At 52.7% G+C, this 12391-nt stretch carries 11 protein-coding genes; 8 read left to right on the forward strand and 3 right to left on the reverse strand.

All coding sequences use genetic code 11. The features are described 5' to 3' along the window. Positions 1–144: 144 nt before the first annotated feature. Positions 145–276: a hypothetical protein gene (locus C3432_RS28065; RefSeq protein WP_258041629.1), complete on the forward strand. Its 132-nt coding sequence runs from the start codon at positions 145–147 to the stop codon at positions 274–276. 98 nt (positions 277–374) lie between these two features. Here the strand turns inward: C3432_RS28065 and C3432_RS19135 are convergent, their stop codons facing one another. Beyond that, a complete protein-coding gene (locus tag C3432_RS19135) occupies positions 375–1397 on the reverse strand; it encodes a zinc-binding alcohol dehydrogenase family protein (protein WP_103778283.1) in 1023 nt (340 codons plus the stop codon). Positions 1398–1534: 137 nt separating this feature from the next. Between C3432_RS19135 and C3432_RS19140 the strand changes: the two genes are divergently transcribed. From C3432_RS19140 to C3432_RS19155, 4 genes are all read left to right on the forward strand, one after another. Continuing rightward, positions 1535–2437 (forward strand): GntR family transcriptional regulator, encoded by a 903-nt coding sequence (locus C3432_RS19140; RefSeq protein WP_103778138.1) that lies wholly within the window; start codon positions 1535–1537, stop codon positions 2435–2437. Positions 2438–2774: 337 nt separating this feature from the next. Beyond that, positions 2775–3782 carry a C4-dicarboxylate TRAP transporter substrate-binding protein gene (locus tag C3432_RS19145; protein WP_258041630.1) on the forward strand — a complete coding sequence of 336 codons (1008 nt, stop codon included), beginning with the start codon at positions 2775–2777 and terminating at the stop codon, positions 3780–3782. A gap of 122 nt (positions 3783–3904) precedes the next feature. Beyond that, positions 3905–4384 carry a TRAP transporter small permease gene (locus C3432_RS19150; protein WP_103778140.1) on the forward strand — a complete coding sequence of 160 codons (480 nt, stop codon included), beginning with the start codon at positions 3905–3907 and terminating at the stop codon, positions 4382–4384. Then, complete coding sequence (locus C3432_RS19155; RefSeq protein ID WP_103778141.1) at positions 4375–5652, forward strand: TRAP transporter large permease; 1278 nt, start codon at positions 4375–4377, stop codon at positions 5650–5652. The genes C3432_RS19150 and C3432_RS19155 overlap by 10 nt, the downstream gene beginning before the upstream one ends. 59 nt (positions 5653–5711) lie before the next feature. On the opposite strand, the gene tsr is transcribed toward C3432_RS19155, so the two are convergent. Continuing rightward, positions 5712–7376 carry a methyl-accepting chemotaxis protein gene (tsr, locus tag C3432_RS19160; RefSeq protein ID WP_103778142.1) on the reverse strand — a complete coding sequence of 555 codons (1665 nt, stop codon included), beginning with the start codon at positions 7374–7376 and terminating at the stop codon, positions 5712–5714. A gap of 171 nt (positions 7377–7547) precedes the next feature. Beyond that, the gene (locus C3432_RS19165) at positions 7548–8552 is read right to left on the reverse strand and encodes an Ldh family oxidoreductase (protein ID WP_103778143.1); all 1005 of its coding nucleotides are present in this window, start codon (positions 8550–8552) and stop codon (positions 7548–7550) included. 310 nt (positions 8553–8862) lie between these two features. On the opposite strand from C3432_RS19165, the gene btsT reads away from it, so the two are divergent. From btsT to yjiA, 3 genes are all read left to right on the forward strand, one after another. Continuing rightward, complete coding sequence (gene btsT, locus C3432_RS19170; protein ID WP_103778144.1) at positions 8863–11013, forward strand: pyruvate/proton symporter BtsT; 2151 nt, start codon at positions 8863–8865, stop codon at positions 11011–11013. A 137-nt stretch (positions 11014–11150) separates the two neighbouring features. Next, a complete protein-coding gene (locus C3432_RS19175; protein ID WP_035893372.1) occupies positions 11151–11354 on the forward strand; it encodes a YbdD/YjiX family protein in 204 nt (67 codons plus the stop codon). Positions 11355–11366: 12 nt separating this feature from the next. Then, positions 11367–12323, forward strand: a complete 957-nt coding sequence (gene yjiA / locus C3432_RS19180; RefSeq protein WP_103778145.1) for a GTPase — start codon at positions 11367–11369, stop codon at positions 12321–12323. The last annotated feature ends 68 nt before the right edge of the window (positions 12324–12391 follow it).

A 12391-nucleotide genomic window follows, 5' to 3' on the forward strand; every position in this document is an offset into this window, starting at 1 on the left:
GAAAGATTAATTAATTTACGCAGTGAATTATTTAATATCGATAAGAGAGTGGGCGTGACTACATGAAATGCGGCAGCGGATGGAGGCACTTTCAGCTGAAACAGGGGATTGTTTCGTCTGCGGTAAAACAGTCCCCGGTTCCTCATGCGCACCCGACTCATTCGGCAGGCTGCGCGCAGCGGTACGCTGACGGGCTTTTTTGCCCCTGCGGTTGTCAGCACTGACTTAAAGCTGGCGGACGTCACCGCGACATACGTCCTGCCTGAGGATCGGTAACTGGCGGAGGTTGAAAGTCCGCGTGGATGATACTGTATTCGCCTCTGACTAAAAAAAACAGCGCCCAACACGGCTCCGGGCGCTGCATGGCAATCGCATCAGAACGTAATCACCCCTTTGATAAGTTCACGATTATTAATCACATCGCGCTCATAGGCTTCCGCTAACGTGGCAAACGGATAGCGGTGGGTCAGCATCATTTCGGCGGTCAGTTTTCCCTCTGCCATCAGCCGCCCGACCTTCGCAAAATCGTCCGGCGTTGCGTTACGACTCCCCATCATGGTGGTCTCTTTTTTGTGAAACTCAGGGTCCGGGAACTGCAAATCCCCCTTGAACAGTCCGACAAACACAATGCTGCCGCCGTGGCGGATCAGATTGACGGCATTATTCATGGCATGCTGATTTCCCGTGGCATCGATAACTTTTTGCGCCAGCGATCCGCCGAAGTGGGCACGCAGACGCCCCTCGAAATCGTCAGCTGACGGATCCACCACCGGCAATCCCAGGTGTGATGTTACATGCTGACGACGAGCCGGACTGGTATCCGCCACAACCACCTGGGCACCGTCAGCCTTCGCAATCGCCGCAGCACCCAGACCAATCGGCCCTGCGCCAGCCACCAGCACCTGCTCGTCCGGCGCAATCGCCGCCCGACGCACTGCATGTGCGCTAATGGCATACGGTTCAATTAACGCAGCGGCGTGAGGGTCAATGCCTTCGGCGAGGAGCAGATTATTCACCGGCACCGACAGGTATTCGCTGAAGCCGCCATCCTGATGCACGCCAATCACGGAAATCTTTTCACAGCAGTTGGTACGACCGCTTTCACATGCCGGACATTGCTGACATGCCACGTAAGGAATAACCGCCACCTGTTGCCCATTATTCAGGTTCTGGATATTTTTCCCCAGAGCAACAATTTCTCCACATATTTCATGTCCTAATACACGCGGATAACTAAAGAAGGGCTGATTACCCGACCAGGCATGAATATCGGTTCCACAAATGCCGACAGATTTTATTTTAATCAATGCTTCACTCTCACCCGGAACGGGTATTTCCCGCGTTTCCCGGTGCATTTTTTTGGGTTCCAGACACACCAGGACATTCATTGTTGCCATCGTTTTTTCTCCCATATTTTCTGTTGCAACAGATATCCTGGAAAAAGCCTCTAAAAATAAACGGGCGACATAACTTGTGAAACTCAGCGCATTAAAATGTTTTAAATCGGGTTTTAATGCTCAAAAAGGAGGGAGCCATGAGTCGTTCGCAGAATTTACGCCACAATGTGATTAACCAAATGATTGACGATATGGCACGCGGTCATATTCCTTCACCGCTGCCATCGCAAAGTGCGCTGGCCGAGATGTACAACATCAGTCGCACCACGGTACGCCACATGCTGAGCCATCTCAGCGAATGCGGCGTACTGACGCAGGTCGGCAGCGATTACGTCATTGCCCGTAAACCCGATCATGATGATGGCTTCGCCTGCAACAGCGCCTCGCTGACTGAGCAAAATCGCATTTTTGAACAGGCATTTTTTACGATGATCAACCAGCGCCTGTTGCGGGCAGGTGAGACATTTACCGAACTTCAGCTTTCCCGCGCGGCTGGCGTAAGCCCGGTCGTTGTCCGGGAATTTCTTTTAAAATTCGGACGTTACAATCTAATCCAAAGTGAAAAACGTGGTCAGTGGAGCATGAAACAGTTTGATCAGGCCTATGCCGAGCAGCTGTTCGAACTGCGTGAAATGCTGGAAACGCACGCGTTACAACGTTTCCTTAACCTTCCAGCCGATGACATTCGCTGGCAGAAAGCCCGCGATCTTCTTGACCATCATCGCACCCTGCGAGACACGATTGGTGACAACTATCGTATGTTTTCCTCACTGGACAGAGAGTTTCACACGCTACTGCTGAGCGCGGCAGAAAATGTTTTCTTTGACCAGTCGCTGGAGATTATCTCAGTCATTTTTCATTTTCATTATCAATGGGATGAAAGCGATCTTAAACAGAGAAATATTATTGCGGTCAATGAGCATATGACCATTCTTAGCGCGTTAATCTGCCGTAATGATTTTGGCGCCACCACCGCTTTACGCCAGCACCTGCAAACAGCCAGACAGACCATGGTTCATTCGATTAATACCTCTGGTTAAATACCGATTAAAAACAATAAAGCATTACCACTACCACAAAATCACCTAAAAAAAGCCACCTGATGGTGATGAGATAATAGGCTCTAAATCTTCACATAGAAAATAGACCCGCGAGTTGGGCAGTATACTCTAAATAATTCGAGTTGCGGGAAGGCGGCAACGCAGCGAATCCCCAGGAGCGTACATAAGTACGTAACTGGGGTGAGCGAGGAAAGCCAACGCACCAGCAACTTGAAGTATGACGAGTATAGAACAAAATAAGCATCAACCTGACCGGACTATCCTTCCCCTATCGTAATGTGAATTAATTCCGCAGTTCCCACGAAACTGGAGAGCAATGATGAGTAAAATGATAAAAAAAGGAAATAAGTTACTGGCATTTGCAATGGGTTCGATAATCGCAACCGCCTCCCTTACGGGTTCTGCCTTTGCCGCGGCTGAATATACATTAAAAGTCGCTTATGAAAACAACCCTGGAGAACCGTTTGATCAAGCCATTCATGAATGGGCGCGCCTGTTCAGTGAACAAACTGCCGGGAAAGGTGAATTAGTCCCTTACCCCAGCTCTCAGTTAGGCTCGAAGAAAGATGTTATCGAACAAATGAAGCTGGGAAGCCCGCTGATAACCCTGGCCGATGGTGCCTTCTTCTCTGACTATGTGCCGGATTTCGGCATTATGTTTGGCCCTTATCTGGGTAATGATTACCTGGATATTTTCAAGTTGAATCAGTCTGACTGGTACAAGGATTTGGAAAGTAAACTGGATGCGAAGGGACTCCACATCATCACGAAAGACTGGTTATATGGTTCCCGTCACATGTTAACCAACAAAATGGTTAATAAGCCGGAAGATCTGCAAGGGCTGAAAATCCGGGTACCGAACAACCGTATTCAGATTGAAGGGATGAAAGCGATGGGCGCAACGCCAACGCCACTCCCGCTGGCAGAAGTTTATACCTCGTTAAATTTAAAAATCATTGATGGCGCAGAAAATCCAATTCCCGTGTTATATGGGCAAAAACACTATGAAGCGGCCAAATACCTCATCCTGACAGGGCATGTCGAAAATGTGACGAATCTGGTCATGGGAAGTCGCACATACAAAAAGCTGCCACCTGACATTCAAACCGCGCTGATCGACTCGGGTAATAAAGCAGGTCAGTATCTGACGGATCTGGTCCTGAAAGAAGAGAAGAGCCTGATAGAAAAAATGAAAAACGAGGGTGTTACCGTTGTTGAAGTCGATCGCACGTTGTTCCGCGACGCCTCAAAATCTTTCTATACGAAATTCCCGGAATGGACCCCCGCTTTATACGAGAAAACGCAGGAAATCATTGCCAAATAACCGTCAGGCTGCGCAGGTTTATCACCTGCGCAGCCCCAAAAGAACCGGGATGAGACTGACAGAGGGGCGTTCGAAGAGATACCGCGCCTGCCTGATAAACATGTCATTTTAAAGGAATTGCTATGTTCGGTTTTTTCAACAGATTTAGCGATATATTAGCCGGTGTCGCAACCAGCGGAATTGTGCTGATAACAGTCCTGGCCGTTTTCATGCGCTGGTTGCTAAACTCTCCACTAATCTGGGGAGAAGAAGTACTCATTATTTGTTATATATGGCTCATTATGTTAGGTGCCGCTTCTGCCATGCGGTTACGTATGCATGTGAGTATCGATGCCTTAACCGCAATGCTACCCGAAAAATTGCAGCTTATCTGTACTATCTTCACGCACATTATTTCTATTATAGCGCTGTCTACATTCGGTTATTTGGGCTATGAGCTGTCTTTAATCGCAGAGGATAAAATAACACCCATCCTCGGGGTTTCTTATTTATACATTGACTTTGCGGTGCCAACCGGAGCTGGGCTCATGGTTATTTTCTGTCTACAACATCTTTGGCAAGATATTAAAAGAATGAAAAACAGGGAGGTCGCATGTCAGTAGCCATTGCCTGTATTGTTTTACTGTTTCTGTTCATGCTGAATACGCCAATTTTCATCAGCGTTCTGGTTGCTATTCTGATTTATTTCTTTATGGCAGGTGATATATCGCCCTTAATTGCGATTCAGCGCATCATCGGCGCAGGTGAAAACGTCACGCTATTGGCAATTCCCTTTTTCATTCTGCTGGGTAATCTCCTCAACTATACGGGGATTACTCACCGGATGTTAAAGTTTACGGGCGTTCTCTCTGGTCATTACCCTGGCGGACTGGCGCAATCCAACGTCCTGCTGAGTACCATGATGGGAGGGCTATCGGCCTCAAACCTCGCCGACTGTGCGATGTTGTCAAAAATGCTGGTACCCGAAATGACGAAACTGGGATACAGCAAAGGATTCTCTACCGCAGTAACGGCTGCAGGATCGTTAATAACGCCGATTATTCCCCCTGGCATTGCTTTAATTATTTATGGCTTTGTCGCCGATGTTTCTATCGGCAAGATGTTTATGGCGGCGATTATTCCCGGCCTGCTGTGCTGTGTCGCATTGATGATTGCCATCTACCTGATATCGAAAAAGCGCGGTTATTTGCCCGCGAGAAGCCACGGCCCCACCGTCCGTGAACTTTGGGAGGCGGGAAAAGGCGCAACATCAGCGCTGGTACTTATCCTGGTGATTATTGGCGGGATTCGTTTTGGTATATTCACACCGACAGAAGCGGGTGCTATCGCCGTACTTTTTGTCATTATCGTCGGTACCCTTTTCTATCGGGAAATGACCTTAAAAGATATCGCTGCTTCAGTCCTGGAAACGGCACGCTCAACGGCAAGCGTAATGCTCATCATTATGACCTGTTCTGCATTAGCATGGATTTTGACCAATGAGCAAATTGCGCAGAATGTGGCTGTCCTGATGACAGGGTTCTCCGATAATCCTTATCTGTTTCTTCTGATCGTCAATGCAGTACTGTTATTTCTTGGTATGTTCATCGAAGGAAATGCGGCGATTATCGTCCTGGTGCCGCTCCTGATGCCGACAGTAAAAATGCTGGGAATCGATCCTATTCAATTTGGCGTCATGATGATCCTGAATTTAGCCGTGGGATGCCTGACACCGCCTATGGGTACGGTTATGTTTGTGGCAACGTCGATCACCGGAACCAAAATTTCAGAATTTATTCGCGAAGTGATACCGTTATTTATTGCGCTCCTGGTCGTACTCTTGATGGTGACGTTTATTCCGGCCCTCACCACTTTTTTACCCAGTTTGTAAAAGTGCCCTCAGCAGAGGGCACACAGAGTGAGCGCAAAATAGCCTGATGGACCAGGCTCTTAAAACGTTTCCCAGTTCTCACCCGTATCGGCCGCTGCCGCTTTACGTAGCGGGACCGGGGTTGATACGGGTTTTGCTGCGACCGCATCACGCGCACGCTGCTGTTCCTGCTGAATACGGAACACGGCAACGGCCTGAGTCAGGCGGCTGGCCTGTTCTTCCAGGGCGGCGGCGGCGGCGGCAGACTCTTGCACCAGCGAGGCGTTCTGCTGGGTGACGCGATCCATCTCGGCAACCGCCAGCCCGACCTGGTCAATACCGCGGCTCTGTTCGTCAGACGCGGAAGCGATTTCCCCCATGATGTCGGTTACGCGGGTTACCGCATTGACGATCTCCTCCATCGTTTCACCGGCGCTTTCCACCAGTGTTGAGCCGACATCCACGCGGCTCACGGAGTCTTCAATCAGGCTCTTAATCTCGCGGGCAGCCTGGGCGCTGCGGCTTGCCAGGGTACGTACTTCACCGGCCACAACCGCAAAACCACGGCCCTGTTCACCCGCACGGGCCGCTTCTACCGCGGCGTTAAGCGCCAGAATATTGGTCTGGAAGGCAATGCCGTCGATAACGCTAATAATGTCGGCAATTTTCTGCGAACTGGAAGCAATGTCGCGCATAGTCTGCACCACGTTATCAACAACCTTCCCGCCCTTCTGCGCGGTTTCAGAGGCGCTCAACGCCAGATGGCTCGCCTGACGGGCGTTCTCGGCGTTCTGTTTCACCGTGGCAGTCAGCTCCTCCATACTGGCGGCAGTCTCTTCCAGGGAGGCGGCCTGCTGCTCGGTACGGGAAGAGAGATCGTTATTGCCCATCGCGATTTCACTGGCACCGCTATAAATAGCGTTGGCGCCATTACGCACATCGCCCACGGTACGAACCAGCTCGCCCTGCATATGGCGCAGGCTTTGCGCCAGCTGTCCCATTTCGTTGGTGCCTTCCACATCGATACGCTTCACCAGATCGCCGCTGGCGATATGACGAATGTTCTCGATCAGGCGATTCATCGGTGCGATCAGCGACAGCTTGATACCAAACCAGACGGCGACGATCGCCAACAGCAACGCGATCAGCACGATCGTCAGCACCCACATCGCCTGATTGTAGGAGTCGTTGTTATCGCTAACCACGGCCTTGTACAGACGATCTATTTCCTGCTGGTAAGCCACATACTGTTTCTCAAAGCCATCCTGATAGCTCTGGGTTGGCTGATCGAAAAATTCATTGATCTTGCCCGTCCCCAGCAACTGGATCAGCTCAGCCAGCGCATTGTGATAGATATCATAAGTACGTTTGATCTCCGCGGAAGCGGCTTCGCTCTGACGCGGGTCGCGCGGCTGCGCTTCATAGTCAGCCCAGTTTTTCTCCGCCTGCCTGAGGGAGGTTGTTGCAATCTGCATCAGCTCCGCAACGGTTGCCCCGCTGCCGATATTGCTCTGATCCATCATGTAGCGGATGCCCGCACGGTTGAGAGTGTTGCGCGTTTGCAGTAGCGCCACCCAGCTGCCATTCAGCGTGGATTGCTGCTGGCGAATAGTTTGCAGAACGGTGAAGTTCTCTTTGTCACTTTTTAATGCGTTAAAGAACAGACCGCCCGATGTCAGTTGTAAGAGGCCAAACAACCCCAGGACCAGCAATAAACTGGTCACTATTTTGATTCGTTTTAACATGTTTTCTCATTCCGCTAGACAGATACACTGGTTGTCGGCCTGAAAAGGAAAAACTTTATGCAAAATCGAGGTCTGGCGCAGAAAATTTGTTCAATTAACTGGCATAAAAAGCGATTACAAACTACCCGCTTCGATAGCAGGCGAGGAACAAGGCCTCGCCTGCCGGAATTTTCACAGAGCGCGGATCTCTTCATACAGTTTGCAGGGAATTGTCACCCCTTCTACCGTGGTCTTCTCCCGGCAGATAAAGCGGCGCTCGCCGGGTAGCCGCGCCCCCTGCTCCTGCATTGCCGCAAACAGGGTTTCGGCACGCGCCAGATGAACATGCGCCTCCTCACCGAGGAATCTGACAGGATCAAACGCCAGGATCAGCTCACCGCCATAGGGCAAGCCCCCCGCACCGGCATCCCAGGCCAGCGACTCCGCACTGGTCATATCGCCAATCAGCGGCCCCGCCAGCAGTTCAACCATCGCCGCAAACGCGGAACCTTTATGTCCGCCAAAGGTAAGCATCGCCCCGTCCAGCACCGCCTGCGGATCGGTCGACGGCTGGCCTTCACTGTCGATCCCCCAGCCTTCAGGGATGGATTTTCCGGCACGCTGATGCAGCTGGATCTCCCCGCGCGCTGCCGCGCTGGTCGCCATATCAAAAAGGTAAGGCGGCTTATCTTTACGCGGCCAGCCGAAGGCGATGGGATTGGTACCGAATAGCGGGCGCGTGCCGCCAGCAGGAGCCACCCAGGCATGGCTGGGCGTGCAGGCGTAGCCGACCAGTCCGGCATCGGTCAGGGGTTCGATATCGGCAAATAAAGCGGAAAAATGGACGCAACGGTTAATCGCCATCGCCGCCATTCCACACTGGCGAGCCTTCGCCATCAACAGCGGTAATGCCAGCTCATACGCCACCAGCGAATAAGCGCCCCCCGCATCCACCTGCACAATCGCAGGTGCCCGATCGCTGATTTCCGGGCGCGCATCCGCCGACACTTTCCCTTTGCGCAGGGTTTCCACAATCCCCAGCAAACGCCACAGGCCGTGAGAGGCGCAGCCGTCGCGCTCGCCTGCCGTCACGTTCCGCGCGATAGCGTCGGCATGTTCGGCGCTAAACCCGTTCTTGCTCAACACTTCTCGCGCCAGTGCGTAAGCCTCTGCTAAAGAGAGGTTCACTGTTTCCATAATGTTCTCCTTGTGATGTTGTCGGCAATAAGGGTAGACGGTAATCGTGGTGAACCCGATAGTTTTCACCCGCAGATTTTTCATTGTGATCTCAATCACATAAATATCGCCCCTTAGCCGCTCTCTTTACCGCTTACTGACACTTCTGACCGCTTAAGCTGACATATAACCACTCGCTTATTTACCTTACTTTACGCGCGCGTATCTCTGGCAAGATCTTTCCAGCATTGCAGTCAATTTACCTCCTCAAACGCAACTCAAATGAAAACGGCTTCGGCCAATTATTAATCTTAAACAGCCAGGTTTTACTATGGATACGAAAAAGATATTCAAGCACATACCCTGGGTGATTCTCGGAATCATCGGTGCTTTCTGCCTCTCGGTAGTCGCCTTACGTCGGGGTGAACACGTCAGCGCCTTGTGGATCGTGGTCGCTTCCGTGTCGGTTTATCTGGTGGCTTACCGCTACTACAGCCTTTACATCGCCCAGAAGGTGATGAAACTTGACCCAACGCGCGCCACGCCTGCGGTCATCAATAACGACGGCCTGAACTACGTGCCAACCAACCGCTACGTGCTGTTCGGTCACCACTTCGCGGCAATCGCTGGCGCAGGCCCGCTGGTAGGTCCGGTTCTGGCGGCCCAGATGGGTTATCTGCCGGGTACCCTGTGGCTGCTGGCGGGCGTGGTGCTGGCCGGTGCGGTACAGGACTTCATGGTGCTGTTTATCTCTTCCCGCCGTAACGGCGCCTCTCTCGGAGAGATGATCAAAGAAGAGATGGGGCCGGTACCGGGAACCATCGCGCTGTTTGGCTGCTTCTTAATCATGATCATCATTCTCGCCGTACTGGCGCTGATTGTGGTAAAAGCGCTGGCCGAAAGCCCGTGGGGGGTTTTCACCGTTTGCTCAACCGTACCTATCGCACTGTTTATGGGGATCTACATGCGCTTCCTGCGTCCGGGACGCGTGGGTGAAGTCTCCGTGATTGGTATCGTGCTGCTGGTTGCCTCCATTTACTTTGGCGGCGTGATCGCGCACGACCCGTACTGGGGTCCGGCGCTGACCTTTAAAGACACCACCATTACCTTTGCGCTGATTGGCTATGCGTTTGTTTCTGCGCTGCTGCCGGTGTGGCTGATCCTGGCGCCACGCGACTATCTGGCAACCTTCCTGAAAATCGGCGTTATCGTCGGCCTGGCGCTGGGGATTGTGATCCTCAACCCAGAGCTGAAAATGCCAGCGATGACGCAGTACATCGACGGTACCGGTCCGCTGTGGAAAGGCGCTCTGTTCCCGTTCCTGTTCATCACCATCGCCTGTGGTGCGGTATCTGGCTTCCACGCGCTGATCTCTTCGGGTACCACGCCGAAACTGCTGGCCTGTGAAACCGACTCGCGTTTCATCGGCTACGGCGCAATGCTCATGGAATCCTTCGTGGCGATTATGGCGCTGGTTGCGGCGTCCATCATCGAACCGGGCCTTTACTTTGCGATGAACACCCCGCCAGCGGGCCTCGGTATCACCATGCCGAACCTGCATGAAATGGGGGGCGAGAACGCGCCGCTGATTATGGCGCAGCTGAAAGACGTAACCGCACACGCGGCGGCGACCGTCAGCTCCTGGGGCTTTGTGATTTCGCCTGAGCAGATCCTGCAGACCGCGAAAGACATCGGCGAACCGTCCGTACTGAACCGCGCAGGTGGCGCCCCGACGCTGGCGGTAGGTATCGCCCACGTGTTCCACAAAGTGCTGCCGATGGCTGACATGGGCTTCTGGTACCACTTCGGTATTCTGTTTGAAGCGCTGTTCATCCTGACCGCGCTGGATGCCGGTACCCGTTCCGGCCGCTTTATGCTGCAGGATCTGCTGGGTAACTTCGTTCCGTTCCTGAAGAAAACTGATTCTCTGGTTGCGGGTATCGTGGGTACTGCGGGCTGCGTAGGCCTGTGGGGTTACCTGCTGTATCAGGGCGTGGTCGATCCGCTGGGTGGCGTTAAGAGCCTGTGGCCGCTGTTCGGTATCTCTAACCAGATGCTGGCAGCCGTGGCGCTGGTTCTGGGCACCGTGGTACTGATTAAAATGCAGCGCACCAAATACATCTGGGTTACCGTTATCCCGGCTGTATGGCTGCTGATCTGCACCACCTGGGCACTGGGTCTGAAACTGTTCAGCGCCAACCCGCAGATGGAAGGCTTCTTCTACATGGCTAACCAGTACAAAGAGAAGATTGCCAGCGGCGGCGAGCTGACCGCAGAGCAGATTGCCAACATGAACCATATTGTCGTCAACAACTACACCAACGCAGGTCTGAGTATTCTGTTCCTGGTGGTGGTATACAGCATCATTTTCTACGGTTTCAAAACCTGGATGAAGGTGCGCAATGTTGATAAACGTACCGACAAAGAAACGCCGTACATACCGGTACCGGAAGGCGGAGTGAAGACCTCTTCACACCATTAAAAAACGTGCCGGATAGCGACAAAAACGCCCTGTCCGGCCTGCAAAGTGTAATAGCACTCACAGGCCGGATAAGCGCAGCGCCATCCGGCAAAGCCAACGCCCGGTTCGCCGGGCTTTATTCATATCTGGATGAGAAAATGTTTGGTAACTTAGGTCAGGCAAAAAAATATCTCGGCCAGGCGGCGAAAATGTTGATTGGCATTCCGGACTACGACAACTATGTCGAGCATATGCAGACCAACCATCCGGACAAGCCGTACATGACCTATGAAGAATTCTTCCGCGAGCGCCAGCAGGCGCGCTACGGCGGCGACGGTAAAGGCGGCATGCGCTGCTGTTAGAAGGAGAAGTGAATGACCCCGATTGCAGTCACCCTACTCACCGGTTTTCTCGGCGCGGGCAAAACCACCCTGCTGCGCCACATTCTTAACGAAGAACACGGCTATAAAATTGCCGTTATCGAAAACGAATTCGGTGAAGTTTCCGTCGACGATCAGCTGATTGGCGATCGCGCTACCCAGATCAAAACCCTGACCAACGGCTGCATCTGCTGCACCCGCTCGAACGAGCTGGAAGACGCGCTGTTAGACCTGCTGGACAATCTCGACCAGGGCAATATCAACTTTGATCGTCTGGTGATTGAGTGCACCGGCATGGCCGATCCCGGCCCGATCATTCAGACCTTTTTCTCCCACGAGGTGATTTGCCAGCGCTACCTGCTGGACGGCGTGATTGCGCTGGTCGATGCGGTGCACGCCGACGAGCAGATGAACCAGTTCACCATTGCCCAGTCACAGGTTGGCTATGCCGATCGCATCCTGCTGACCAAAACCGACGTGGCGGGAGGAAGTGAAAAACTGCGTGAACGTCTGGCGCGCATCAACGCCCGCGCCCCGGTGTATACCGTCACGCATGGCGATATCGATCTCTCGCAACTGTTCGACACCAACGGTTTTATGCTGGAAGAGAACGTAGTCAGCGCCAAACCGCGCTTCCACTTTATTGCCGATAAGCAAAATGATATCTCCTCGATTGTGGTGGAGCTGGATTACCCGGTGGATATCGGCGACGTCTCCCGCGTGATGGAGAACCTGCTGCTGGAATCAGCGGAGAAACTGCTGCGATACAAAGGGATGCTGTGGATTGACGGCGAACCGAACCGTCTGCTGTTCCAGGGCGTTCAGCGCCTGTACAGCGCCGACTGGGACCGCCCGTGGGGCGACGAGCAACCGCACAGTACGCTGGTGTTTATCGGCATTAATCTGCCGGAAGACGAGATCAGAGCCGCGTTTGCGGGGTTGAAGAAGTAACCCTCATTCTGGATTGCCCGATGGCGCGCAGCTTTCGGGCCTACAATTCCCCACCATGTCTCAAAACC

Source organism: Citrobacter amalonaticus (assembly GCF_002918555.1).
Taxonomy (GTDB): Bacteria; Pseudomonadota; Gammaproteobacteria; order Enterobacterales; family Enterobacteriaceae; genus Citrobacter_C; species Citrobacter_C amalonaticus_A.